Here is a 23,638-nt window from a genome sequence, read left to right on the forward strand (position 1 = left end):
GTGACGCTTCATCGCAAGTGTGACTTCGATAAATTAAAGGAGTGGAATGAATATGTCATGGAAAGAGACCTATCAAAAGTGGAATCAGTTTGAAAAATTAGAGCCTGAATTGAAGGAAGAGCTCGTCACGTTAGCAGCAGATGATAAAGCGGCAGAAGACGCGTTTTATAAAGAACTTGAGTTTGGTACGGGTGGTATGCGTGGAGAAATCGGTGTCGGTACGAACCGGATGAACGTTTACACAGTCCGTAAAGCATCTCAAGGGTTTGCAGACTTTATTAAAGCGGCCGGGGAAGAAGCTGTTGCCCAAGGAATCGTCATTGCACATGACTCGCGTCACTTTTCGCCTGAGTTTGCGTTAGAAGCAGCAAAAACGCTTGCAAGCAATGGCATTAAAGCATATTTATTCGATGGACTACGTCCGACACCAGAATTATCGTTTGCTGTACGTGAGCTTCGCGCTGCAGGGGGGATCGTCATTACGGCAAGCCACAACCCGCCTGAGTACAATGGTTACAAAGTATACGGTAATGACGGCGGACAATTGCCGCCAAAAGAAGCGGATGAACTCGTATCGTATGTCGATCAAGTGGAAGATGAACTATCGATCGTGTTAGAAGCAGAAGAAGTCCTTCGGGCAAACGGGCTTATCGTTCGTGTCGGAGAACAACTTGATGATGCGTATCAAGAAAAATTAAAAACGATTCGTGTTTTACCGACGATTCAAGACGAGTTGCAAGATCCATTAAAAATTGTGTTCACGCCACTTCACGGAACAGGTCTTGTTCCTGTTACTGTCGGACTAAAGAACTACGGTTTTGAAAACGTGACAGTCGTTGATGAACAAGCAAAACCGGACGGGGCGTTCCCAACGGTTTCGTCACCGAACCCGGAAGAACATGCTGCGTTTGAACTTGCCATCGAATACGGGAATCGAGTCGAAGCGGATGTACTGCTCGCAACGGACCCAGATGCAGACCGAGTCGGTGTAGCGACGCGCGATGCAAGTGGGGAATGGACGGTACTGACAGGAAACCAAACAGGTGCATTGTTACTCGACTACATCCTGTCGCAAAAATCAGCCCAAGGTACATTACCGGCGAACGGCTTTGTCGCGAAAACAATCGTAACATCAGAACTCGGTGCGTTAATTGCCCGTCATTACGATCTGCATGTCGAAAACACATTAACGGGCTTTAAATTTATCGGTGAAAAAATTAAACAATATAATGCGTCAGGTGAATATGAATACCTATTCGGTTATGAAGAAAGTTACGGTTATTTGATTGGCGATTTCTGTCGCGACAAGGATGCTGTCCAGGCGTGCTTACTCGTAGCAGAGATGGCAGCGTACCATAAGAAAGAAGGACGGACGTTGTATGAGGCATTACAAGCCATTTACGAACAGTTCGGTTACTTCGAAGAGTCGTTACGTTCACTGACGTTAAAAGGAAAGGACGGAGTGGAACAGATTGGACGAATCATGAACACGTTCCGTGAAAATCCGCCGAAACAAGTGGCGGGAGAGAAAGTGGTCTTGTTCGAAGATTACGATGCGAGCATGGCGCACGACTTGATTCAACACAAACCATCGCCCATCAATCTTCCGAAATCGAACGTGCTGAAGTTCACGCTTGAGGATGGTTCATGGTTCTGCCTCCGCCCATCAGGAACGGAACCGAAAATCAAGTTTTACTTCAGTGTAACTTCACCGGATGCGGCGGATACGACACGTAAACGTCAACTGATTGAAGATGAAGTGATGCAAGAAGTGGAACAAATTCAGTAAGACCGTTGACTAAATGATTATCAAGGCACGAGTACCGGACAGGTATCTCGTGCCTTTTTGTGACAAGCGAAATCCGTGCAACCGTTACCAACTTCCTGTAGAGTTAAATGGGACAGAAAAAGTACGAGATCGAAAGGATGAATTGGAATGGAACGAATTCAACTAACAGAAGAGCTGTCATTTTCGCGTGTGGTTCATGGATTATGGCGATTGAATGAATGGAACATGACGGCAGAAGAACGCCTTGCTTTAATTGAGCAATGTCTAGCACTTGGAATCACGACGTTTGACCATGCGGACATCTACGGGGATTATACGAATGAAGGTTTGTTCGGAGAAGCCTTGGCGTTAAAACCAGAATTGCGTGAACGAATGGAGATTGTCACAAAAACGGGGATTAAGATGAAAGGGAACTACTATTCCGATCAAAACCTTTCATTCTACGATACAACAAAAGAACATATCATCGACCATGCGACACGTTCATTAAAGGAACTTGGTGTCGAATATATCGATACGTTATTGATTCACCGCCCGGATCCATTGATGGATCCAAATGAAATTGCCGAAGCATTCGTTGAATTAAAAGAATCGGGTAAAGTGCGGACGTTCGGTTTATCGAATCATACACCGGCCCAACAAAGTTTAATTCAATCTCGTCTACCATTCATGCTCGTGACGAATCAATTAGAGCTTTCAGTCGCTGAACTGAAACATTTCGAAGATGGGTCGGTCGACCTTTGCCATGAAAACGAAATGCCGCTTATGGCATGGAGCCCGCTTGCTGGTGGACGGTTGTTCAAGGAAGAAGCATACAGCGCCTTACGCGACAAGCTCGAGGAGATCGGGAAACACATTGGAGCAAGTGACATCGATGAAGTCGCTTATGCGTGGCTCTTGAAACACCCAGCACGGATCATGCCGATTGTGGGTTCAGGGAAAATTGAACGGATTGAATCTGCTGTCAATGCGACACGTTTGACGTTATCACGTGAACAGTGGTTCGAAATCTTAAAAGCGTCTCGCGGACGTGACGTCGATTAAAAAATAGCCTTCGGGCTATTTTTTTGCATTAAAAAGCCCATCTCAAGGGGGATTTGAGATGGGTATCTATAGGGTCACGCTTCTAGGCGAAGCATCTCCTGGCGGTATTTATCTAGACGTTCCTTACTAGCGACTACGGCAGCTTGGTCACTGACTTGGATAGCGTCAAAGAGTGTGCTGAGCTCATAATCAATCTCGAGGCGTAGCACTGGAATCCGCTGTTCTGCATCTTGTCTACGGAAAGCTTCAATTACTTGTTTCATCTTGGCCACGCTCCTTTTAAAGTTATCAGATAATTCTGATTTTTTATTAGTATACTTGATTATTCCCGCGTTGCCTAGTGTTAAACCTTAAAAAGAACAAAAAAAATACTTGGAATGTGCTGACCATTCCAAGTTGGTTTCATTTAATTCGGGATGCTAAAGCGAACTTCTAAGCGGTGTTGGACCATCTGCACGAGCGTCGACATGATCCAGTAAATCGCTGCCGAGAACAGCAGAAGTGGCATGACGAGATAGGTCGTAGCAGAAATTTGATCAGAGACATACGTCAGTTCTTCAACAGCAACAATCGTACCGAGCGACGTCGACTTGATGATGTCGATGACGGAGTTCGAAAGCGGCGGAATGGCGCGTGACAAAGCTTGCGGAAGAATGACATCCTTAAACGTTTTACGACGCGGAATTCCGAGCGAATCAGCTGCTTCCCACTGCCCGCGATCGACAGAAGCGATGGCAGCACGGAATGACTCCGAGATGTAAGCAGAGAAGTGAAGTGATAATCCAAAAGCGAGTGCCTGAAAGCCCGTCAGTTGTAATGCGACAAGACCATTATATAAAATCAAAATCTGTAACAGTAAAGGTGTTCCGCGGAAGAACGAGACATACAATCGAGCGAAACCGCTAAAGACGGCGAAGCGGCTGTCGCGCATGACGGCAAGAATCAATCCGAGGAAAAGCGCAAAGACGATGGCAAGTCCACTTGCAAGAAGTGTAATGCCAATCGCCTCTCCGTAGACGCTCGCATTATCGCGAACGATCGTGAACAATTCCGTCACTGACTGATGTCCTCGTCAAAGTATTTCTTACCGATATCTGCAAGTGTACCGTCTTTTTTCATTTCTGCAAGTGCTTCATTGAAGTCCTCTGCATACTTGCTATCTTTTGCCATCATGAAACCAGACTCATTTTTATCAAATGTTTCTCCGACTGCTTTCACTTTATAACCGGCTTTTTTGAGTTCAGTCAAAACGAATAAGCGATCGTTCATCGCGGCATCAACGCGTCCTGCTTCAAGATCTTTCAAGACTTGGTTGGCACCTTTATAGTACTTCACTTTTGCGCCAGCATCTTCTGCTGTCTTCGCATAAAGCGAACCTTGTGTCGAACCAACGACCTTACCTTTTAAATCATCAAGTGTTTTAATATCGTCCGTTTTTTCATTGACGATAATCGTTGACCCAGAAACCGTGTACGGGTCAGAAAAAGCGTATTTCTCTTTGCGCTCATCTGTAATTCCCATTTGGTTCGCGATAACATCGATGCGTTCTGAATCAAGTGCTGGAATCAATCCTTTAAAGTCCATTGCTTTATAGTCGACTTTATAGCCGGCGCGTTTAGCGACTTCATTCATGACATCGATGTCATAACCAGTCAGTTCGCCTTTTTCTTTATACGTAAATGGTGGGTATGTCGCTTCCGTACCGACCGTAATCATCTTGCTGTCTTTGCTTGCTTCTTCATTAGAAGCGCCGCACGCTGCTAACACCCCCGCCGTTGATAGTGCTGCTACTGCTAGCTTTAGTCCGTGTTTCATAGCGCTCTCTCCTTTAAATAATAAATGATTTCAATTCCTAGTTTTCGAATAGGATTAATTTAAGACTACAAGCAGTATCATACAAAGTTACAAGAACGTCTGTCAATAAAAAAGACTGCCCACGAATGGACAGTCTTGGAAAAGTAAACATTCAGTTGAAATTAACGAATTGTCGCTTCGGTTGCAGCGTCGAAGAAATGCGCTTTTGTCATGTCGAAGAAGAGGTCGAGATCTGATCCCATCTCGACGTGTGAGCGTGAGTCGACACGAGCTGTGAAGGCTTGATTACCTACCTTGGAATAGAGATACGATTCTGCACCCATCAATTCAGAGACTTCGATGTGTGCCGGGAAACGGTGTGCTGTTTTTGTGTCTTGATAAATCAATTCAGCATGGATGTCTTCCGGACGGATCCCGAGGACGAGGTCTTTGCTCGTATAACCGCGTTCACGGAGAACTTTCATTTTGCCTTCAGGGACTTCGAATTTCTCTTCTGTCCCTGTGACATGGAAAAGTCCGTCGTCAGCCAGTTTTCCTGTTAAGAAGTTCATCGAAGGTGATCCGATGAATCCGGCGACGAACATGTTGTCCGGGTGATCGTATACTTCTTTAGGAGAACCGACTTGTTGAATGAGACCCGCTTTCATGATGACGATCCGCGTCGCAAGCGTCATCGCTTCTGTTTGGTCATGGGTAACATAAATCGTCGTCGTTTCAAGACGTTTATGAAGTTGGATGATTTCTTTACGCATCTGAACACGGAGTTTTGCATCCAAGTTCGAGAGGGGTTCATCCATCAAGAAGACTTTTGCATCACGAACGATGGCACGGCCGATTGCAACACGCTGACGTTGTCCACCTGATAATGCTTTTGGTTTCCGCTCGAGGTACTCTTCAAGTCCAAGGATACGTGCCGCATTGTCGACGCGCTGTTTGATTTCGTCTTTCGGGAACTTACGTAGCTTGAGTCCGAATGCCATGTTATCAAACACGTTCATATGTGGATACAGCGCATAGTTTTGGAAAACCATTGCGATATCACGGTCTTTCGGTGCGACGTCATTCATCCGTTTACCGTCGATGATGAAATCTCCACCTGAGATTTCTTCGAGTCCAGCGATCATCCGAAGTGTCGTTGATTTACCACAACCTGATGGTCCGACGAAAACGATGAATTCTTTATCTTGGATGTGAAGGTTAAAATCGTCAACGGCCTTTGCTGAGCCGGAATAAATTTTATCAATATGTTCAAGACGAATATCTGCCATGTGTATATCCTCCTAGTAGTGTGATCGGTTAATGTAACGCTTACAAACCCTAGTATAGAAGAAAATGGATCAGTTGAACATGGACAACATGACGAAATGCAACCGTTTTCATTTGGGCACTATGCTAGAAGTAACAAGGTATATAAAAAGGCGGCACCTTCAAACGAACGAATATCGATTTCTGTCTGTTCTGTCAACCGGTCCAGTCGGTACTGGAGGCTGTTACGGTGAAGAAATAAGTGTTTTGCTGTCAACGATACATTCAGATTGGCACGACAGAAAGCATCAATCGTCTCACGCGATTCAGGTTCGAGTGGTGCAATGAAGCGATTTGTTAGCTCGTCACGGACCGTTTCCGATAAAAGAGCGAGTCGTGTGAGGGCAGGTAAGAAACGTTCGACACGGAACGGAAGCAGGTTAAGGGCTGCTTGTTCTAGACGGAACTGGGCTGCGATATCTCCATTTACTCGGCGTTGACCGATTAATACTTTTCCATCTGTTAGAAAATCAGATTGTAAAGCTGTGAATAAGTCATTTAAATCATGTTCGCTCACTAACTCATCTCGTTCAATGACAAGCAGTCGAGTCGTCGTCAAGGGGACGAAGATGCTTGAAGAGTCGAAAAAAGAAGTCAATAGCTGTTCGAGATCTTCAGTCGTCCGATCATCGAGTTGATTGAACAAGAAATGGGTCATCCGGAAGGGGTCGTGCTCAACGGCGCTCGATAATTCCAGACGCTGATGCCAGTAAGTTGTATCGGTTGATGCTGAAACGACGACGCGTTCTGCGATTAAATTCAATAAGTCGATTTCACGCCCGGACAACGCGGAACTTTTGATTCCGAAACGAAGCCCATCCGCTAACTGATATACGCTATAATTATCCATGCAATATACCGTGGGGTCTGTCGATAACTGATCTTTGAATAAGGAAATCAATTGCTGTAGCACGTTACATCTCTCCTACATAAAAAGTGATACTCAGACTTTACCACAATACTAAATTCGGAAGGAACGATGAGCTATGCAAATCGAATTCATGACCATCTTAAAAATCATCGGAATGATTGTATTAGGTGCAACAATCGGTGCAGTCACGAACCATCTTGCGATTCGTATGTTATTTCGACCGCTAGAAGCAAAATATATCGGAAAGTACCGGATTCCTTTTACACCAGGTCTAATTCCGAAACGGCGCGATGAACTAGCAGCCAATCTCGGACGGACCGTCGTCAAGCATTTAGTGACCCCGGAAGGAATCGGGAAGCGCCTTAGACAACCTGCGATGCACGAGGCCGTTACAAATCTTGTCACGACAGAACTCATGAAATGGGTACACTCAACTGTCACGATTCGAGAAGTGATCGCCCGCTTCGTCAATCAACCGGAAGAACAATTGCGAAAAAAAATTGAACAGACGCTTGAACGTGAATTGATGGAAGGCGTAATCCATCTAAAAAACTCAACGATTCAAGAAGTCATCGGCGAAGGTGGAGTCTTAAAAGTCAAGGAAGCGATCCCTGACGTCGTAGATGCATTGTTAAAACAAACGGATGTTTATTTTGATAGTCCAGAAGGGAAGATGAAATTAGAGGAGACGGCTGCCGGATTCATCCAAGGAAAACTTGGAGGCGGAATGTTCGGGATGTTACTTGCGAATATCAATTTGGTAGAGATGATTCAACCTGAAATCAAACGGGTATTACAAGGAGAGTCGACGCGTCAGTTCATTACTGAAATGGTCGAGAAAGAAATCGAACAGGTGATGGAACGTCCGATTCATACACTCCTTGATGAAGAGTTAGAGAAACAAGTCATCGAACGCGTCAAATCGGAAATCATCAACCGGATCCCACTAACAGAAACGTTGGATAAGCCATTACGTCATTATCTCGGCCGGTTTGATGAGAAAGTGCGCACTGAGTTCGTTCCGGTGATTGTCGACCGGTTGATTGACCAAGCGGTGAAACACGCAGAACGAATCATGACGACACTCGACGTTGAATCGATTGTGCGTGATGAGGTCGACCTACTCGATACACAGTATCTCGAAGAAATCGTCTTATCGATTTCTCGGAAGGAATTCCGGGCTATCACTTGGCTTGGAGGACTGTTAGGTGGTTTAATTGGGATGATACAAGCAATCATCGTGATTGCTTAACTAAATTGGAGGGTTTTAATATGTCTGAAACAAATTTGTATGACCACGCCTATACGCTCGAACGTGCACTGCGAGAAACTCCGGAGTACACAACATTACAAGATTTATACACACAAGTGAACGCTGATCCAGCATCGAATGAACTGTTTGCTTCATTCCGTAACGTTCAACTTGAGCTTCAACAAAAGCAAATGGAAGGTGAAGAAATCACACCTGACGATATGGCTTCAGCTCAAGCAAAAATGTTGGAAGTTCAAAACAATCCACTCATCAGTCAATTGATGCAAGAAGAACAACGGATGCATACGATGTTGACAGAAGTTACTCAAATCATCATGAAGCCGCTCGAAGAACTTTATGCGCCAATGATGGAGCAAAATCAAGACGACGTGCAATAAGATGTAAACAGAGCCTCGGACAATGTCCGGGGCTCTCGGTGTGTAGACGAAGTAGTACTAGGCAATAGAAGATTCTTTCTTTTTCGTTGCGTTTCTCTTAATTTGTACATAGATGATTCTGATTGTAAGAAGAAATTATGTTGAACTGCCCGCAACAGGCACAATTTTAGGTAAATAAGCACGTTCGAAATGAATCAATTTACCGGCACGCGTGACGCGGGCGCCTTTATGTTCGAACTGTCCTTCTTTGAGACGACGGATCCCTTCCTCTCTTGCATCTGAATCGTTAGGGGATTCAAACGTATCATCAAGTAAAGTTTCTCCACGGTCCGCGAATACAGTAAGTGTATAGAGCATGTCTCTTCCTCCTTTAGTAAAATAACTAATTCAAGTGTACTGAATAGTCGTTCATTTTACAAGTAGGAGTCAATATCTTGCCATGTTAATTGTCTCGACTTTGGTGGTGCTTCAAGATGACTGACACTCATTCCGATTAAACGAATCGGACCCGTGAATTCAATTTCATTAAACAATTTTGTCGTTACCGTGAGTAACCGATCTTCGTCGTTCGTCTCTTCGAGGAAGGTAAATCGTTTTGAACGGGATTGGAATGTCTCTGTTTTCCACTTAACGGTGACGGTCCGGCAAACGAGTTCTTTTTGTTGCAGACTACGGACGACAGATTGGGCCTCTCGCTTTAAGGTCTCGAAAATCGTATCAATATCTTCCGTATCTTCTTCGAAGGTCGTTTCAGACCCAATCGATTTGCGTTCACGGTGGGGACGGACTAAACGTTCGTCTTCACCGTGGGCCATCGTATACAACTCTGTTCCACGGTCCCGACCGAGTAAACCGCGGAGTTCTTCGACCGGTGACTGTTGGATATCAGCAACGGTCTCAAATCCATGCTTTCGAAGCGTCTGCTCGGTGACTTTCCCAACACCATGCAAGTCACCGATTTGTAAAGAAGACAAAAAGGGAAGTACCTCCTCAGGCGGGAGAACGGTTAAGCCGTTCGGTTTTTGATAACCGGAAGCAATTTTTGCGACGAGCTTCGAATTAGAGACACCAGCGGATGCCGTCAAGTCCGTCCGGCGTTTGATTTCAGCAAGGATGTACTCTGCGATGTGGGTCGCACTCGGCATATTTAAATTATTCTCCGTCACATCGAGGTACGCTTCATCGAGTGATAATGGTTCGACAAGCGGTGTGACTTCAAGAAACAGTTCCATGATTTGCGCACTAACCGCACGATAGACGTCGAATCGGGGACGGATGAAGACGGCACGCGGACAGAGCTGAAAGGCACGACGAGATGGCATCGCGCTGTGGACACCGTACTTCCGTGCTTCATAGGAACAAGTCGCGACGACTCCACGTGCATGAGGAGGGCCACCGACGATGACAGGAACACCCTTTAAGTGAGGACGATCGCGTTGTTCGACAGAAGCGTAAAAAGCGTCCATATCGATATGAATGATTTTTCGTCCCATCAAAGTCAGCTCCTTCCTGAAAGTAAGTATGTTAAAATAAGTATAACGAACTTATGTTCCTACATCTATTTTTTTGTTCGTTTTTTAGGCATGCGAACGAGCGCACCAAGCCATCCACGCCATTTCATCCAATAAAAGATTCCGCCAGTCGTAATCAAGATAAGGGTGAGCGCACCTGCGTAACCATATTTCCAGTCGAGTTCGGGCATGTTCTTGAAGTTCATCCCCCAAATCGCGCCGAGGGCCATCATCGGGGTCGCAACAGCCGTGAAGATCGTCAGGGCCTTCATGATTTCATTTCCTCTAAAGTTCGAGACGGTTGTCGATAAATCGAGCAGAACCTCAATATCTTTTTGATAGTGTTCAATCAACATCAATAAACGCTCGACACGTCGTTTGGCAAGGCGAAACGGAAGATGTTGTTCAAAATCAGTGACTGCGACGAAGGCTTCTTGGCCTGCGAGAATCAATTCTTGAAAAGGGACGATTAAGTCAGACCAGTTCTCAATTGTATCGCGTAAAGCAAAAATGCTATCGAGTGAATTCTCATTGATGTTGCCCCGGAGTTCATCTTGTCGAGAAAAGAGTTCCGTTTCAAAGTCATCGATGCCTGAAAAGTACGTATTCATTTGTAACGAAAGAATCGCTTGAACTACCTCCACCTATGCTTTTCTTAGAGGTGGGGGGATTCCTGAGTGATCCGACCTAACGGTCGAAAATTGATCAGGCTAACCCCGTCGTCCCGACGGTTGAAGAAGCTAAGAGGCGTTCTGCTTCTTGTTTAAGATTCAATCCTGCGTTCACATCCCGGTCGTGATGGATGCCGCAACTCGGACATGTCCATTCACGCAATCCAAGATGTTTCACGTCTTTGTGTTGATGTCCGCAACTGGAGCACAGTTGGCTGGAAGCAAAGGTCTTGGCGACCTTGACGACGGTCTTCCCGTACCATTCCGCTTTGTATTCGAGCATGCGGAAGAACTCTGACCAACTGACCTCGGAGATGGACTTGCTCAACTTGCGATTCTTCTGCATGTTCTTCACCTGCAAGGTCTCAATCCCGATGACGTCGTGGTTTTTAACGATTTCGGTCGATACCTTGTGCAGGAAATCGGTTCGCCTGTTGGCAATCTTTTCGTGGATGCGGGCGACCTTGCGCTTCTGCTTTTGATAGTTCTTCGCCTCGGAAAGTTTTACTTTCTTGTCCAGGGCCAACCGTTGACGACGAGAAAGCTTGCGTTGCTCACGCGCCAGCTTCTTCTCAAGCGAACGGAAGTAACGGTCGTTCTTGTACACCGTACCGTCCGACAGGATGGCGAAGTGCTTCGATCCGACATCGACGCCGACGGATGAGCCCGTCTTCGGTATTTCGTTGCTCTCCTGCTCGACGAGCAGGGAGACGAAGTGTTTTCCTGAAGCGTTACGCCGGATGGTCGCGTTCAAGATGCGTCCGACGACCTGCCTCGAATTAGCGAAGCGCACCCACTTCAGCTTTGGAATTTTGATTTTGGCACCAACGATCGAGACTTCGGGAAGTTGAGAATTGCCCTGAATGTTCGTCTTATACGATTGAACAGGGTTGCACTTTGACTTGAAGCGAGGCCGTTCGTTCTGCTTCTTAAAGAAGCGGTCAAAGGCATCGGCAAGATGTTTGACGCTTGTCTGCACAGATGTGCTATCGACTTCTTTTAGCCAGTCGAACGCCTGCTTCAACATCGGAATTTCTTTCGAACAAGAACCGTAAGACAGTCCTTTTCCTGTCATTTTGTATGTCTCATCCCACTTCGCCAAGAAGTGATTGAAGACGAAGCGCGAACAACCGATGGTCTTCGCGATCAGGATTTCCTGCTCTTTTGTCGGATAGATTCTGAATTTGTAGGCCTTGTGTGTCAACACCATTTTTCACCTCCTTCAAAGGGAATATACCCGAAAAGCAGGCTGGCGATTCATCTCCCACTTTCACTTCGTTTAGAAGTGGGCGTATTCTCGCCTAATTTTGATAAAAGGCATCAAAAGCTGTTTTTGGGTCAAACGGTGCAGTCAGTGACATAATATGTTCAGAGAGTCCAATCGTGATGAGTTCGGTTGGCGTGATGTAATAGCAGATAAAGCGACGGTCACTTTTATCATCAGGATTTTGCCAAGTCACGAGTGAACCGTATAAGACACCAAGTTCTGCTCGGGTAAAGTTGACATCTTTTGTACGAAGCTGACGAACCCACTCAATTTTTGAGGGACTGACGGTCTCTTCATTATGTAGTTGTTGGTCATAGTCTGATACAGTCATGTAGCGGTACCAGTTAAAGTGCGAATCGAATTTCATGTTCAAGGCTCCCATATAGTAGAATAAATAAGTGAATTGCAGTAAGCATAATGAAAAATATTAAAGATACGATTAACTTCTAAAATAAAGGACGTGTTGTGAAATGAAAGGTATTGGACAACTGGCAGTTGGAGAAATGCTGGATCAACGTGTGATGATTAAGCAGTCGATGAAAGGCATCGCGGCGAACGGCAAACCATATCTCACATTGATTTTAGCAGATAAGACAGGTGAAATTGAGACGAAGATGTGGGATACGAGTGATGTCGAAAAGTATGCCCCTAAGTTCATCGTCCATGCGGCAGGTGAAGTGATGGATTATCGCGGCCGGACACAGCTGAAACTAAAACAAATTACGGTACTTGATGAGACCAATGTTGAAGAGTACATTCAGGCAGCACCGCTCCCGCGGGAACAAATCGAAACAGAAGTACTCCAATACATCGAGTCGATTCAACAAGCGGATATGAAAAAAATCGTCAAACACCTCGTCACTAAAAACTTTAATGCCTACTTTACGCATCCTGCAGCTGTTAAGAACCATCATGCGTTCTATTCAGGGTTATCGTACCACGTACTGTCGATGCTGAAGCTTGCCGATCAAATCGCGAAGCTCTATCCGACATTGAATCGCGATCTACTCGTAGCAGGTGTCGTGTTACATGATTATGCAAAAATAAAAGAGTTATCAGATCCTGTCACGCCAGAGTATACGCTTCCTGGAAAACTTGTCGGTCATATTTCATTAATGGTCGCAGAACTTGAAAAAGTCGGAGCAGAACTCGAGATTGATGCTGAAGTGTTGACGGTCTTACAACATCTAGTGCTCAGTCATCACGGTCGTCCTGAGTGGGGATCGGCAGTAGCACCTCAAATGCGCGAAGCAGAAGTGTTGTTCTTAATTGATAACTTGGATGCACGAATGACGATGATGGATCGTCTTCTTGAATACGTGGAACCAGGACAATTCTCTGAACGTTCGTTTGCACTCGATAACCGTTCGTTTTATCGACCAAAATTATAATCAGCGGTAGGGGGAGAATATAGGATGAAGGCAAAATTATTCGAAGCAATCAAAATTGGGAATGTGACGTTTCGTAATCGTGTCATCATGGCACCGATGTGTATGTATAGCGCGAAAGAAGACGGTAAGGTGACGGATTGGCACGTGACACATTACGCGTCCCGCGCAGTAGGGGGTGTCGGAGGTGTCATGTTAGAAGCAACAGCTGTGACACCTGACGGACGGATTTCAGCAGGCGATTTAGGAATTTGGTCAGATTCGCAAATTGAAGGCTTACGACGGATTGCGGAGCAAGTACAAGCAGCAGGGGCGAAAGCTGGCGTACAACTAGCACATGCGGGACGAAAAAGTACGACAGCGCGTCCGCCTGTCGCACCGAGTCCGATTGCCTTTGATGATTCATATGGAAGTCCAGCCGAGTTATCCATAGAAGATATTAAAAAAATTCAGCAACAATTTATCGATGCGGCATTACGCGTTGAACAAGCAGGGTACGATTTCATTGAATTACATGGGGCACATGGCTATCTAATCAATACATTTTTATCACCGTTATCAAATGAGCGAAACGATCAGTATGGCGGATCGCTTGAAAACCGGATGCGTTTCTTACTTGAAATCATCGAAGATATCCAAGCAAAATCGGATATCTCACTATGGGTACGGATTTCTGCTGCGGATCATGCACCAGGTGGAATGACGGCCACAGACTATATTCCACTTGCTGAAGCATTGCTTGAGCGGGGAATCGACTTACTGGATTGTAGTTCAGGGGCAGTTGTCGCAAATGCAGTTCCGGAAGTATACCCTGGTTATCAAGTTCCCTATGCTGCAGAGCTCAAGCAAGCAACAGGAATCAAGACAGGGGCAGTTGGATTAATTACGACAGCAACGATGGCTGAAGAAATCATACGGAGTCAACGGGCTGACGTCGTATTACTTGCGCGTGAGCTCTTACGACAGCCGTACTGGGTCCACCATGCAGCGGCAGAGCTTCACGATGAAGTGTTGCTACCAAAACAGTATGAACGTGCGCCCATTCGGTAAAACACAAAAAAAACCCTTTGCCACGTGGCGAAGGGGTTTTTTACTTACTGTTGCTGTTGCATCATTTGTTGTTGCATTTGTTCTTGCTCTTGCTTATCGAGGTCGAATGCATCTTTGAAGTCTTTGTTTTCGACTTTGACATCATATTTTTTAATCAATGAACGGTAAATATCGTTCGGATTGACTTGCGCTGCTTTTTCTTCAGCAAGTTCTTTTTTGATCCGGTCTTTTTCTTTTTCAAGTGTGAAATCTTTTTTCTCTTTACGATCCGTTACCTTGATAATATGGTAACCGAATTGTGTTTTGATTGGATCAGAGATTTTACCTTCAACGCCATCTTTGAAGGCATACGTTTCGAATTCCTCGACCATTTTACCTTTTGTGAAGTAACCGAGGTCTCCACCTTTCGTAGCGCTACCTGTATCTGTCGATTTCTCTTTCGCGATTTTTGCGAAGTCTCCACCGTCATCTAACTCTTTTTTGATTGCTTTTGCTTCTGATTCTTTTTCGACCAAAATGTGGCTTGCTTTTACTTCAACTTTTTCTTGATCGAAACGTTCTTCAATTTCTTTATCTGTTACTTTAGATTTTGCAGATTTTGCTTCTGTTAAGAGCATTTGTGTACGAAGCACTTTTTCGAATTCTTTTTCACTTTTAATACCGGCTGTTTCCAATGTAGAGTTGAATTGCTCTTCATCTGGGAATTGGTCTTTTGTTTTTTTGACTTCAGCCTCGACTTCTTTATCCGTGACTTTCTTACCGTATTCTTCTTCTAGAAGTTTATTCATCGTTTGCTGGAACGCAATTTGTGCGCCTGCTTTTTCATAAGCTTCGTCTTGGACGTCCGCTTTATTGATTTCCCCGCCTTTGTAGTTGATGACGGCTTCATCATTTGACCCACACGCTGCTAATGTGAAAACACTTGCGACTGCTGCTGCACTTAAAAATTTCTTCTTCATACATACACCCCTAATTTACCATTTATTTCAACCGTTCTATCATATCATATCCTGGCTAGGTTGACAGCTGCACACCTTTTCGAAAGATGTTTGCTCCTTTCTATGCTATCACATACACGATCCGCATTGATGACTATTTTTATGGGAAATTGTGAAGGTGAAGCGATGTTTGACATCGACTAGTAATGTGGTCGCAATCTTAAAAAGCAATCAAAAAAGCGCTCTAGGCATCGGCCAGAACGCTAGCGCTTCAAATACTAAACGAATTTATGCCTTTTTGATTGAATCGATGACAGGGTCTTGCGGACGACGATCAGCTTCTTCAGTAATCATTTTCGACGTTTCAGCGAAGATATCCATGAAGCTGTCTCCGTATAAACGACGAACAATCGCAGAGATATCCGTCAACTCAGGAAACTTCCCGTATAATTCTTGAAGCGGGAGTGAGGCACGGAAGACACCATTCTCTTCCGGGCGGAACGCTTGAATGGTTTCAAGTAATAACGTTTCGCCGGCTGGTGTAAGCTGGACATACGTATTTCGTTTATCCGTCTCTTTCTTCGAGAATGTCAACAGACCACGGTCTTCTAATTTTTTAGAGAAGTTAAACGCCGTTGAAACGTGCATGACGCCGTACTTCGCGATCTCAGAAATCGAAGCACCACCTAAAGCATGTGAAATCCAAAGGATATGATGCTCATTGATATTTAAATCAAAGGGCTTAATCCAATTTTGCCAATCTTTTTCTACCGTTTTCCATAGTGCTTTGCTCAGCTGGACAATTTTATGACTGTATAACAGTGCTTCTTGCCCAGGATATAATTTTTCATGTTCCATATCTGACTCATCCTTTCGAAAGGTGACGATGGCTAAAAAACGCAAAATGCAAACTATACAAAAAACAAATCGGAGCAATGGACCTTACTTTTGAGGAGAGAGGTGATCCGCATCTTGTTTCGCCTCATCAGCTAATTCTTGGATACGCGAAATGGATTCTTGAATCTCGGCTTGATACACAGAGACGTCTTTCGTAACTTCATCTTTGAAGGTTGTACCGGAGATTTTAGCTGTCTCTATTAAATTCTTGCCCTCCTGCGTTAAATCCTGCACGTTCGTTACGATTGTAGAATAAGAATTTCGACGTTGTTTTCCATTCGAAGAGTCACTTTTAGTACCTTGGCGAAGCGCCTTTAAACCGTAAAAAGTCACAAGCGACAGCGTAGCACCAAAAGCGACCCAGTTACGTTGGGGACGCTTCGACATAGTTTACCTCCTTCTTTAATATTAAAATATTTGTTTCATATTATTTTACCGAAAATCCGATATTGGAAACCTATTTTGACAATATTTCTAAAAAAGGGTGTATGGAATAATACGTTTAATGGTCTTTTTACAAGTGAGTCGAGATTGAATTTGCTAAAATGGCAAGCTCTTCAGCCGTGTAGTCTTCATTATGAACTTCCCATTTTGCGCCAAAACCATCATGTTTATCATGCCGTGGGATTAAATGAATATGAAAGTGTGATACCGACTGTCCAGCGACCTTGCCCGTGTTCGATAGAATGTTGATACCAGCAGCTTGTGTTTCCTTTTGTAAGGCACGACTAATTTCCGGAACAACGGCAAAGACTGATTGAGCATCTTCGACGGATAAATCGTATACGTGATCTGCATGTTGTTTTGGAATGACTAATGTATGACCTTTCGTAACTTGAGAAAGATCGAGGAATGCAAGAACCTCATCATTTTCAAAGACTTTATGGCTAGGTACTTCGTGCTTAGCAATTTTGCAGAAAATACAGTTATCTTTTTGCATAGGGATTACTCCTTTTATAAAAATAGAATTATCTCCATCTTAAGTGTGATTGACAACGTAATCAAACGTTTTTACACTTAGATACACAAGATTAAAGAAAGTAGGGAACTCACGATGCCGTCTCGTATGACGTTACATGAACGAAGGAAGAAACGAAATCAGCGTTTGCTCATTATCGCGATCATCCTCCTTCTAGTTGCAGGGGGAGTCTGGGGATACGTAAGCCAAATCAAGCCGGCTGCTGAGCGAGAGCGAACAGAAGCTGTTTTTGTGAAGGCTGTGAAGGATCAAGATCGAGCTACGTTCCAAAAACTCGTCTATGAAGACGAACAAGTCGTCTCGATTGCGGAAGCGAATCGTTTGATGAAATGGTTTCAGGCAGAGGACGGGCGTCTCAGCCGAGCAGCAGCAGAGATTAAAGTCGATCAACAAAACTATCCTGAACCTACAGCAGAGAAGAATGAACAAGATTTGTTCGAACTTAAAAAAACAGCAGGGCGCTTTTGGTATGACGAATATGTGCTTCATCTAAATAAACAGCTACTTCAAGTAACGAGTGATGTAGCAGAGACGACCGTCTTCATAGATGATGAAGAAGTAGGTGTCCAAGACGGTGAGCCGTTGAAAATCAAACGTTTCCCAGGTGAATACGATGTACTCGCAAGTGTCGAAGCCAATGGTAAGACAGGACGAGACCGTCAAACCGTTCAACTGGGAGACGAAAAAACAACGGAAGTAACGTTTAAGTTAGCTGAACAAATCAAACCAGATGTCACGGAACAATATGGGTTGGACATCGAAAAATTGTTAGAGACTGAAGTCAAGGCACGAACAGGCAAGTCAATCGACGCGATGACAGCTTATTTGGATGAGAACCGTTCTTCTGTCGAAAAAGAATTTGGTCCTCCCGCATCAAATGTAGCAAATCGTGCTGTGTATGACGGTTTTGAAGTGACGTATGCAAACAGCGATGTAAAAAGTATCATGATTGATTTAAATAAGACACCGTCTGAGCTTGAAGCAGTCGCTGGCAAGCCGGAATCGAAAAGTAATGAATCGACCGGGACCGTCTGGGAATACCCAACGAGCTTCTTTGAAGATATACTAGGGTGGCTTAACTTACGGTCAGAAAAAAGAGTGATCGAGCGTTCGGATGAAATGTGGTTAGAATTACGCTGATGGTACAAAAAAAGCACCGGTAACGACTTTGAAAAATTCGAGTCTGTTACCAGTGCTTTTAGTTATTATTTTTTATTCACTGCACGAAGAATGAATGAAACGATTAGAATCAAGATGATTGCTCCGAGTAATGCTGGAATAATCGCAAATCCTCCGATAACTGGACCCCAGTCACCTAGGAGAGCTTGACCGATCATAGCCCCGACGAAACCTGCGATGATGTTACCGATGATGCCACCGGGAACGTCTTTACCAAGAATAAGACTTGCCAACCAACCAATGATACCACCAACGATTAAAGCCCATAAGAATCCCATTGAGAACACTCCTTTTTAGTTTTAGTTACTTACTTTTTATTTACTGAACGAAGAACAAGTGACACGATAAAGATTAAGATGATTGCACCGATGATGGCAGGAATGACTGCGAAACCACCGATAGAAGGTCCTAGGTCACCGAAGATAGCTTGTCCGATCATCGAACCGATGAAACCTGCGACGATGTTACCGATGATGCCACCAGGAACGTCTTTCCCGATGATTAAGCTTGCTACCCAACCGATTAGTCCACCAACAATTAAAGCCCATAAGAATCCCATTAAAAACACTCCTCTAATTTACTAGTTTTAGTCGTTACTGTTGCTTACTTTTTGTTTACTGAACGAAGAACGAGTGACACGATGAAGATTAAGATGATTGCACCGATGATGGCAGGAATGACTGCGAAACCACCGATAGAAGGTCCTAGGTCACCGAAGATGGCTTGTCCGATCATCGAACCGATGAAACCTGCGACGATGTTACCGATGATGCCGCCGGGAACGTCTTTCCCGATGATTAAGCTTGCTACCCAACCGATTAGTCCACCAACAATTAAAGCCCATAAGAATCCCATTAAAAACACTCCTCTAATTTAAATTGTTATTCGATAATAGTAATTACTTGCGAATGGCACGGAGAATCAACGACACGATGAAGATTAAGATGATTGCACCGATGATGGCAGGAATGATTGCGAATCCACCAAGGTCAGGGCCCATGTCCCCGAAGATGGCTTGTCCGATCATTGAACCGATGAAACCTGCAATGATGTTACCGATGATGCCACCAGGTACGTCTTTCCCGATGATTAAGCTTGCTACCCAACCGATTAGTCCACCAACGATTAAAGCCCATAAGAATCCCATTTGAAACACTCCTTTTCATACTTAGATTTACCTGTTTTCAGGTTGTTATAAACACTTTGAAAACGAATGACTCATAAACGTAATTTTTGGTGAGAAGTAAAACAATACAAGTAGATAAGATAGCTAGACGATTAGACCAGTTACTTCTCTATAAAACGTTTGATGTGACATACACTTTCAATTTTTGTAAATCGTTTTTCATATATTGATGTAACGATTACACTTAGAGTAATTGCCGTAATAAGATGTATTGAAACCTTTTCTTTTAAAAAAAATCATCAACAGTAGAAAAACAAGGATGAATTGTCTAGGATAGTTAATGAGAGGAGTGGCTAGTTTTGTTATTAGAAATTAAAGATCTTTCAGGTGGATATGGATCGAAAACAGTGTTGCATCATATTGATATAGAAGTAGAGCAAGGGGAGTTAGTTGGACTGATTGGATTAAATGGTGCCGGGAAATCGACGACGATTAAGCACATATTAGGATTGTTACCCATTAAGTCGGGTGAAATCTTGATTAACGGTGTCAGTCTGTCAGATGATGAACAAACGTATCGAAAACAAGTCGCATACATCCCGGAACAGCCGATGTTATACGAACAGTTGACTCTTCGAGAGCACCTTCGCTTAATGGCGCAAGGGTATGCTGTCGATGAGAAAACAGCACAAGAACGAATCGAACATTACACAAAGCGATTACGGATGACGAAACAGCTGGAATGGTTTCCGAGTGTTTTCTCGAAAGGGATGAAACAAAAGGCGATGATTCTCTGTGCGTTAATCACAGGCAGTGAGTTATTGATTGTCGACGAACCGTTTGTTGGTCTCGATCCACTAGCGATCCGGGAATTGTTGCATATTTTTAGTGAATTAAAAACCGATGGAAAAGGTATTTTAATGTCCACGCATATTTTAGAGACGGCGGAGCGGCATTGTAATCGATTTATTCTCCTTCACGATGGACATATCGCGGCAGAGGGGACGACCGAGGAATTGCGGAAACGTTTTGATTTAACGGATAGTTCGCTTGATGACATTTATGTAGCTGCCATCGAGGAGGCAGAAAGATGACGAGTGCTACCTTATGGCGAGAACGCTATCAAGCTGCGATGTCGGAAATGACCAAGTACACGAAGTACATGGCGAACGGTGGGTTGTTATTTACGGTCTACTTCGTCATCTTGTATGCTCTCGTCGTCTATGGGCGGTTCCTGAATCAAATCAATGGCGACTTTCCTGGAAATCTACTGATGGGCGGTTTATTCATCATCATCGCTTTTTATCGGACGGCACGAACGTTCTTAGTCGAGGCCGACCAAGTGTTTTTATTGCCGAATTTGCCACAACTTAGTTCTTATATGAAGCGGATCCGATTGTACAATGCTTTTTTAGGGATGGTTCGAGTTGGCATTCCATTTTTAGCAATCGCTGTCCTTTATGTAAGAACAGAATCAACAAGTCCACTTGAGATGATCGTATTATTTTTCGCTCTCGCGATGATTGGTGCGAGCGCGAACCTATCGAAACTAGAAGCGATTCCGCACCGACTTGTCGTTCTGCATGCAGTGGGTGCAGGGGTTTTAGTGATGATTGATATGCCGATTTTCAGTATAGTGATTACGAGCTTACTGCTCGTCACGCTGCACCTAAAAAAATATCAGCAGTTACCACTGATGGAATGGATTGCAATCGAGCAAGAGTCGCGTGATCGTTTCTATCGGATTGCGAACTGGTTCGTCGATGTTCCACGCTTATCGAAGACGTATAAACAACGCCGTATCTTAAGTCAACTCGTCGAAAAAATTCAATTTGATAAAAAACAAACGTTCGACTACCTTTACATGAAGCAACTCATTCGTAGCACAGACGGAATTGGATTGATTGTTCGGCTCACATTGATTGGAGCAGTCTTCATCTGGCTCGGAAAAGATAATCCATGGCTTGTCACGTTTGCAATTCCTGCCTTCAGTGGTTTGACAAGTTTCCAATTGGCACCGTTCACACGAGCGATTGACTCACACCTCTTAACGCGCTTGTTGCCTTTTGGAGATGCGAATAGCTCTCGTAAAAAAGTCATTCGGGTCGCGTCAATCCTTCAGATTATCGCATTAGCATTAATCGCTATGTTAATGAACGGACAACCTATCGTCTTGATTGGGGCAATCATCGCCATTGCCGTTAGTGAAATGTATCTCAGAAAATGAAATGTAATGTATGACAGACTAACCCCCGATTTCTCGTTCCTAAGTAGGCACGAGAAATCGGGGGTTAGTTTCTTGTTTAAGAAAGCGAGAGCTTAATTCACTTTTTCAGAAGTTTCAGCATCGTACGTTGCTTTTAGTTCTTTACTGATTGGAGCGGGGAGGTCATAGGAAGCTTGTCCGTGTTCAGCGACATCAAGTCCGCGGAGTTCATCTTCTCGCGTGATCCGAAGACCGATCGTTACATCGAGGAGTTTGAGGAAAGCATAACTTAAGACACTGACGACGACGACGGCGAAGACAACACCGAGTGCTTGGACACCGAGTTGACCAAATCCACCCCCGTAGAATAATCCAGCTTGTCCAATCCCTGTGATTTCAACGAGGCGTGGTGAGGCGAAGAACCCGGTAGCAAGTGTGCCCCAAATCCCGGCGACACCGTGAACAGAGAAGGCACATAATGGATCATCGACACGGCGCGCGAGTAAAATGCTTGTTCCGTACGTGATGATACCTGCGAGGAAACCGATGACGACGGCACCCCACGGTTCAACAAATGCACAGGCTGCAGTGATCGCGACGAGTGCTGCGAGTACGCCATTGATGATAGAAGGAATGTCTGCCACGCGACGATGCCAGAAAGAAATGGCGAGTGCGCCGAGTGCGCCGGCAGCTGTCGCAAGTAACGTCGTCAAGGCGACATAACTGAAGAATCCGTCGGCAATCGTCAAGGTCGACCCAGCGTTGAAGCCGAACCAGCATAACCAAAGAATGAAAGCGCCAACGACAGAATAGATGACGTTGTGACCGAGAAGCGGTGTTTTTTCAGCGCCAATCCGTTTCTTTAAAATTAACGCGGCGACGAGAGCGGCGATTCCACCTTGTAAGTGGACGACAGTCGATCCGGCAAAATCTTGCATACCGAGCGAACCGAGGAAACCACCAGCCCAAACGGAGCGAGCGATGATTGGATAGATGATGGCGACGAAGAACGTCCCGAACAAGAGATAAACAGAAAGTTTAGCACGTTCTGCGAAACCACCCCAAGCGATGGCGAGTGATACAGCGACGAATGAGAGTTGAAAGAGGAACTTAACATCGATTGTAACGTTTGACCAGTCGAGACTTGAGAACCCTCCTTGTAAGAAGAATCCTTCTGTTCCGATTAGTCCAGGTCCGTCTCCGAACGTTAGTCCAAATCCAATCGCCCAAAAAGCTAACGCGGCGACGGAAAAACTAATGAGTTGTTTGACGGCGACGTGCCCTGCATTTTTGGCGCGTAACATTCCCGTCTCGAGTAATAGGAAACCGATTTGCATCGTAAAGACGAGTAGCGTAGCGAATAAGACATAAAACGTATCAACTGAAATGATCATTTCTTCAAGATTCATCGTCGTTCCTCCTTTATCAATTTAAAGTATGTGTTTACTTTAAACGGAAATTGTTTTTAAGGAACGACTTGTGTCAGAAAATCTGACATGGTATTTTTATCAAAAGGAGTGACGAAGATGAATTACCGTGAAAAGAAAGTGATGTCGATCGGGATTGTCTGTGAATTGACAGGGTTATCGGAACGTCAGATTCGTTACTATGAGGAGCGGAAACTTATTTTCCCGGAGCGTACAAACGGGAAAACACGAAAATATTCATTTACAGATATTGAACGACTAGTTGAAGTTGCAGAAAAAATCGAAGATGGTTGGCGGACACATGAAATCCGTGAAAAAGAGCGGAAAGTAACGGAGCAGCAACGAACTGATTTAATCCGGGGACAATTGAATGCTGCGTTTGGTCTTTACAAGAAACGGTGAACATTTAATGAACTGGATAAGGAACTGTAATTTTGTAACCGATTTATTGGCACAGACTTCTTCATTTCAGATATAATGTTTCTGTGTTCACAAACTTATCGTACGTTATTTTGGGGCGTTAGT

29 protein-coding genes are annotated in these 23,638 nt (G+C 44.4%); 10 read left to right on the forward strand and 19 right to left on the reverse strand.

Going from position 1 to position 23,638, the window contains the following annotated elements; all coding sequences use genetic code 11:
- Window positions 1-52 precede the first annotated feature (52 nt).
- Window positions 53-1,789: a phospho-sugar mutase gene (locus P403_RS0111675; RefSeq protein ID WP_029332797.1), complete on the forward strand. Its 1,737-nt coding sequence runs from the start codon at window positions 53-55 to the stop codon at window positions 1,787-1,789.
- 147 nt (window positions 1,790-1,936) lie between these two features.
- Complete coding sequence (locus tag P403_RS0111680; protein WP_029332798.1) at window positions 1,937-2,833, forward strand: aldo/keto reductase; 897 nt, start codon at window positions 1,937-1,939, stop codon at window positions 2,831-2,833.
- A 74-nt stretch (window positions 2,834-2,907) separates the two neighbouring features.
- Here the strand turns inward: P403_RS0111680 and P403_RS0111685 are convergent, their stop codons facing one another.
- The 5 genes from P403_RS0111685 to P403_RS0111705 all read right to left on the reverse strand — a co-directional run bounded on the left by P403_RS0111685 (window position 2,908) and on the right by P403_RS0111705 (window position 6,866).
- Window positions 2,908-3,096 carry a hypothetical protein gene (locus P403_RS0111685; RefSeq protein WP_014969669.1) on the reverse strand — a complete coding sequence of 63 codons (189 nt, stop codon included), beginning with the start codon at window positions 3,094-3,096 and terminating at the stop codon, window positions 2,908-2,910.
- A 143-nt stretch (window positions 3,097-3,239) separates the two neighbouring features.
- Window positions 3,240-3,890, reverse strand: coding sequence for an amino acid ABC transporter permease (locus P403_RS0111690; RefSeq protein WP_029332799.1), 651 nt, complete (start codon window positions 3,888-3,890; stop codon window positions 3,240-3,242).
- Window positions 3,887-4,648 carry a transporter substrate-binding domain-containing protein gene (locus P403_RS0111695; protein WP_029332800.1) on the reverse strand — a complete coding sequence of 254 codons (762 nt, stop codon included), beginning with the start codon at window positions 4,646-4,648 and terminating at the stop codon, window positions 3,887-3,889. The genes P403_RS0111690 and P403_RS0111695 overlap by 4 nt, the downstream gene beginning before the upstream one ends.
- A gap of 161 nt (window positions 4,649-4,809) precedes the next feature.
- Window positions 4,810-5,916, reverse strand: coding sequence for an ABC transporter ATP-binding protein (locus P403_RS0111700; RefSeq protein ID WP_029332801.1), 1,107 nt, complete (start codon window positions 5,914-5,916; stop codon window positions 4,810-4,812).
- 119 nt (window positions 5,917-6,035) lie between these two features.
- Window positions 6,036-6,866: a PucR family transcriptional regulator gene (locus P403_RS0111705; RefSeq protein ID WP_029332802.1), complete on the reverse strand. Its 831-nt coding sequence runs from the start codon at window positions 6,864-6,866 to the stop codon at window positions 6,036-6,038.
- 73 nt (window positions 6,867-6,939) lie between these two features.
- Between P403_RS0111705 and P403_RS0111710 the strand changes: the two genes are divergently transcribed.
- Together P403_RS0111710 and P403_RS0111715 are read left to right on the forward strand one after the other, a co-directional pair.
- Window positions 6,940-8,076, forward strand: coding sequence for a DUF445 domain-containing protein (locus P403_RS0111710; RefSeq protein ID WP_029332803.1), 1,137 nt, complete (start codon window positions 6,940-6,942; stop codon window positions 8,074-8,076).
- A 20-nt stretch (window positions 8,077-8,096) separates the two neighbouring features.
- A complete protein-coding gene (locus tag P403_RS0111715; protein ID WP_029332804.1) occupies window positions 8,097-8,474 on the forward strand; it encodes a YlbF/YmcA family competence regulator in 378 nt (125 codons plus the stop codon).
- A 135-nt stretch (window positions 8,475-8,609) separates the two neighbouring features.
- Here P403_RS0111715 and P403_RS0111720 read toward each other — a convergent pair whose 3' ends face one another.
- The 5 genes from P403_RS0111720 to P403_RS0111740 form a co-directional block, all read right to left on the reverse strand.
- On the reverse strand, window positions 8,610-8,831 hold the full coding sequence (locus tag P403_RS0111720) for a YhzD family protein (protein ID WP_029332805.1): 222 nt from the start codon (window positions 8,829-8,831) through the stop codon (window positions 8,610-8,612).
- Window positions 8,832-8,887: 56 nt separating this feature from the next.
- A complete protein-coding gene (gene dinB / locus P403_RS0111725; protein ID WP_029332806.1) occupies window positions 8,888-9,967 on the reverse strand; it encodes a DNA polymerase IV in 1,080 nt (359 codons plus the stop codon).
- 65 nt (window positions 9,968-10,032) lie between these two features.
- The gene (locus P403_RS0111730; protein WP_235195204.1) at window positions 10,033-10,629 is read right to left on the reverse strand and encodes a CorA family divalent cation transporter; all 597 of its coding nucleotides are present in this window, start codon (window positions 10,627-10,629) and stop codon (window positions 10,033-10,035) included.
- 61 nt (window positions 10,630-10,690) lie between these two features.
- Window positions 10,691-11,863 (reverse strand): IS200/IS605 family element RNA-guided endonuclease TnpB, encoded by a 1,173-nt coding sequence (gene tnpB / locus P403_RS0111735; protein ID WP_029332808.1) that lies wholly within the window; start codon window positions 11,861-11,863, stop codon window positions 10,691-10,693.
- A gap of 94 nt (window positions 11,864-11,957) precedes the next feature.
- Entirely contained in the window at window positions 11,958-12,290 is a 333-nt protein-coding gene (locus P403_RS0111740) for a hypothetical protein (RefSeq protein ID WP_029332809.1), read from the reverse strand.
- A 103-nt stretch (window positions 12,291-12,393) separates the two neighbouring features.
- Here P403_RS0111740 and P403_RS0111745 point away from each other — a divergent pair, with 103 nt between their 5' ends.
- Complete coding sequence (locus P403_RS0111745) at window positions 12,394-13,314, forward strand: HD domain-containing protein (protein ID WP_029332810.1); 921 nt, start codon at window positions 12,394-12,396, stop codon at window positions 13,312-13,314.
- A 24-nt stretch (window positions 13,315-13,338) separates the two neighbouring features.
- The gene (namA, locus tag P403_RS0111750; RefSeq protein WP_029332811.1) at window positions 13,339-14,361 is read left to right on the forward strand and encodes an NADPH dehydrogenase NamA; all 1,023 of its coding nucleotides are present in this window, start codon (window positions 13,339-13,341) and stop codon (window positions 14,359-14,361) included.
- A 44-nt stretch (window positions 14,362-14,405) separates the two neighbouring features.
- Here namA and P403_RS0111755 read toward each other — a convergent pair whose 3' ends face one another.
- The 4 genes from P403_RS0111755 to P403_RS0111770 all read right to left on the reverse strand — a co-directional run bounded on the left by P403_RS0111755 (window position 14,406) and on the right by P403_RS0111770 (window position 17,136).
- Window positions 14,406-15,320, reverse strand: coding sequence for a peptidylprolyl isomerase (locus tag P403_RS0111755; protein WP_029332812.1), 915 nt, complete (start codon window positions 15,318-15,320; stop codon window positions 14,406-14,408).
- Between the two features lie 267 nt (window positions 15,321-15,587).
- The gene (locus tag P403_RS0111760; RefSeq protein WP_029332813.1) at window positions 15,588-16,157 is read right to left on the reverse strand and encodes an HTH-type transcriptional regulator Hpr; all 570 of its coding nucleotides are present in this window, start codon (window positions 16,155-16,157) and stop codon (window positions 15,588-15,590) included.
- An 84-nt stretch (window positions 16,158-16,241) separates the two neighbouring features.
- On the reverse strand, window positions 16,242-16,583 hold the full coding sequence (locus P403_RS0111765; RefSeq protein WP_029332814.1) for a hypothetical protein: 342 nt from the start codon (window positions 16,581-16,583) through the stop codon (window positions 16,242-16,244).
- 127 nt (window positions 16,584-16,710) lie between these two features.
- Complete coding sequence (locus P403_RS0111770; RefSeq protein WP_029332815.1) at window positions 16,711-17,136, reverse strand: HIT family protein; 426 nt, start codon at window positions 17,134-17,136, stop codon at window positions 16,711-16,713.
- A 114-nt stretch (window positions 17,137-17,250) separates the two neighbouring features.
- On the opposite strand from P403_RS0111770, the gene P403_RS0111775 reads away from it, so the two are divergent.
- A complete protein-coding gene (locus P403_RS0111775; protein ID WP_029332816.1) occupies window positions 17,251-18,315 on the forward strand; it encodes a hypothetical protein in 1,065 nt (354 codons plus the stop codon).
- A gap of 65 nt (window positions 18,316-18,380) precedes the next feature.
- On the opposite strand, the gene P403_RS0111780 is transcribed toward P403_RS0111775, so the two are convergent.
- Genes P403_RS0111780 through P403_RS0111795 form a run of 4 tightly spaced genes read right to left on the reverse strand, consistent with a single transcriptional unit; the run spans window position 18,381 to window position 19,501 of the window.
- Window positions 18,381-18,632, reverse strand: coding sequence for a GlsB/YeaQ/YmgE family stress response membrane protein (locus tag P403_RS0111780; RefSeq protein ID WP_029332817.1), 252 nt, complete (start codon window positions 18,630-18,632; stop codon window positions 18,381-18,383).
- A 29-nt stretch (window positions 18,633-18,661) separates the two neighbouring features.
- Window positions 18,662-18,913 carry a GlsB/YeaQ/YmgE family stress response membrane protein gene (locus tag P403_RS0111785; RefSeq protein WP_029332818.1) on the reverse strand — a complete coding sequence of 84 codons (252 nt, stop codon included), beginning with the start codon at window positions 18,911-18,913 and terminating at the stop codon, window positions 18,662-18,664.
- Window positions 18,914-18,957: 44 nt separating this feature from the next.
- Entirely contained in the window at window positions 18,958-19,209 is a 252-nt protein-coding gene (locus P403_RS0111790; RefSeq protein ID WP_029332818.1) for a GlsB/YeaQ/YmgE family stress response membrane protein, read from the reverse strand.
- A 43-nt stretch (window positions 19,210-19,252) separates the two neighbouring features.
- Window positions 19,253-19,501 (reverse strand): GlsB/YeaQ/YmgE family stress response membrane protein, encoded by a 249-nt coding sequence (locus tag P403_RS0111795; RefSeq protein ID WP_029332819.1) that lies wholly within the window; start codon window positions 19,499-19,501, stop codon window positions 19,253-19,255.
- Between the two features lie 338 nt (window positions 19,502-19,839).
- Here P403_RS0111795 and P403_RS0111800 point away from each other — a divergent pair, with 338 nt between their 5' ends.
- Entirely contained in the window at window positions 19,840-20,574 is a 735-nt protein-coding gene (locus P403_RS0111800) for an ABC transporter ATP-binding protein (RefSeq protein WP_029332820.1), read from the forward strand.
- Window positions 20,571-21,707 (forward strand): ABC transporter permease, encoded by a 1,137-nt coding sequence (locus tag P403_RS0111805; protein ID WP_029332821.1) that lies wholly within the window; start codon window positions 20,571-20,573, stop codon window positions 21,705-21,707. The genes P403_RS0111800 and P403_RS0111805 overlap by 4 nt, the downstream gene beginning before the upstream one ends.
- Window positions 21,708-21,799: 92 nt before the next feature.
- On the opposite strand, the gene P403_RS0111810 is transcribed toward P403_RS0111805, so the two are convergent.
- On the reverse strand, window positions 21,800-23,095 hold the full coding sequence (locus P403_RS0111810) for an ammonium transporter (protein ID WP_029332822.1): 1,296 nt from the start codon (window positions 23,093-23,095) through the stop codon (window positions 21,800-21,802).
- Between the two features lie 117 nt (window positions 23,096-23,212).
- On the opposite strand from P403_RS0111810, the gene P403_RS0111815 reads away from it, so the two are divergent.
- Entirely contained in the window at window positions 23,213-23,515 is a 303-nt protein-coding gene (locus tag P403_RS0111815) for a MerR family transcriptional regulator (RefSeq protein ID WP_029332823.1), read from the forward strand.
- The last annotated feature ends 123 nt before the right edge of the window (window positions 23,516-23,638 follow it).

The sequence above is a fragment of the Exiguobacterium oxidotolerans JCM 12280 genome, assembly GCF_000702625.1.
Taxonomy (GTDB): Bacteria; Bacillota; Bacilli; order Exiguobacteriales; family Exiguobacteriaceae; genus Exiguobacterium_A; species Exiguobacterium_A oxidotolerans.

What these genes read in the sequence shown, in the direction of transcription:
- P403_RS0111675 (WP_029332797.1), top strand. Translation starts at nt 53, where the DNA reads ATGTCATGGAAAGAGACCTATCAAAAGTGGAATCAGTTTGAAAAATTA.
- P403_RS0111680 (WP_029332798.1), top strand. Translation starts at nt 1,937, where the DNA reads ATGGAACGAATTCAACTAACAGAAGAGCTGTCATTTTCGCGTGTGGTT.
- P403_RS0111685 (WP_014969669.1), bottom strand. Translation starts at nt 3,096, where the DNA reads ATGAAACAAGTAATTGAAGCTTTCCGTAGACAAGATGCAGAACAGCGG.
- P403_RS0111695 (WP_029332800.1), bottom strand. Translation starts at nt 4,648, where the DNA reads ATGAAACACGGACTAAAGCTAGCAGTAGCAGCACTATCAACGGCGGGG.
- P403_RS0111700 (WP_029332801.1), bottom strand. Translation starts at nt 5,916, where the DNA reads ATGGCAGATATTCGTCTTGAACATATTGATAAAATTTATTCCGGCTCA.
- P403_RS0111710 (WP_029332803.1), top strand. Translation starts at nt 6,940, where the DNA reads ATGCAAATCGAATTCATGACCATCTTAAAAATCATCGGAATGATTGTA.
- P403_RS0111715 (WP_029332804.1), top strand. Translation starts at nt 8,097, where the DNA reads ATGTCTGAAACAAATTTGTATGACCACGCCTATACGCTCGAACGTGCA.
- P403_RS0111720 (WP_029332805.1), bottom strand. Translation starts at nt 8,831, where the DNA reads ATGCTCTATACACTTACTGTATTCGCGGACCGTGGAGAAACTTTACTT.
- dinB (WP_029332806.1), bottom strand. Translation starts at nt 9,967, where the DNA reads ATGGGACGAAAAATCATTCATATCGATATGGACGCTTTTTACGCTTCT.
- P403_RS0111740 (WP_029332809.1), bottom strand. Translation starts at nt 12,290, where the DNA reads ATGAAATTCGATTCGCACTTTAACTGGTACCGCTACATGACTGTATCA.
- P403_RS0111745 (WP_029332810.1), top strand. Translation starts at nt 12,394, where the DNA reads ATGAAAGGTATTGGACAACTGGCAGTTGGAGAAATGCTGGATCAACGT.
- namA (WP_029332811.1), top strand. Translation starts at nt 13,339, where the DNA reads ATGAAGGCAAAATTATTCGAAGCAATCAAAATTGGGAATGTGACGTTT.
- P403_RS0111755 (WP_029332812.1), bottom strand. Translation starts at nt 15,320, where the DNA reads ATGAAGAAGAAATTTTTAAGTGCAGCAGCAGTCGCAAGTGTTTTCACA.
- P403_RS0111760 (WP_029332813.1), bottom strand. Translation starts at nt 16,157, where the DNA reads ATGGAACATGAAAAATTATATCCTGGGCAAGAAGCACTGTTATACAGT.
- P403_RS0111765 (WP_029332814.1), bottom strand. Translation starts at nt 16,583, where the DNA reads ATGTCGAAGCGTCCCCAACGTAACTGGGTCGCTTTTGGTGCTACGCTG.
- P403_RS0111770 (WP_029332815.1), bottom strand. Translation starts at nt 17,136, where the DNA reads ATGCAAAAAGATAACTGTATTTTCTGCAAAATTGCTAAGCACGAAGTA.
- P403_RS0111775 (WP_029332816.1), top strand. Translation starts at nt 17,251, where the DNA reads ATGCCGTCTCGTATGACGTTACATGAACGAAGGAAGAAACGAAATCAG.
- P403_RS0111780 (WP_029332817.1), bottom strand. Translation starts at nt 18,632, where the DNA reads ATGGGATTCTTATGGGCTTTAATCGTTGGTGGTATCATTGGTTGGTTG.
- P403_RS0111785 (WP_029332818.1), bottom strand. Translation starts at nt 18,913, where the DNA reads ATGGGATTCTTATGGGCTTTAATTGTTGGTGGACTAATCGGTTGGGTA.
- P403_RS0111790 (WP_029332818.1), bottom strand. Translation starts at nt 19,209, where the DNA reads ATGGGATTCTTATGGGCTTTAATTGTTGGTGGACTAATCGGTTGGGTA.
- P403_RS0111795 (WP_029332819.1), bottom strand. Translation starts at nt 19,501, where the DNA reads ATGGGATTCTTATGGGCTTTAATCGTTGGTGGACTAATCGGTTGGGTA.
- P403_RS0111805 (WP_029332821.1), top strand. Translation starts at nt 20,571, where the DNA reads ATGACGAGTGCTACCTTATGGCGAGAACGCTATCAAGCTGCGATGTCG.
- P403_RS0111810 (WP_029332822.1), bottom strand. Translation starts at nt 23,095, where the DNA reads ATGAATCTTGAAGAAATGATCATTTCAGTTGATACGTTTTATGTCTTA.
- P403_RS0111815 (WP_029332823.1), top strand. Translation starts at nt 23,213, where the DNA reads ATGAATTACCGTGAAAAGAAAGTGATGTCGATCGGGATTGTCTGTGAA.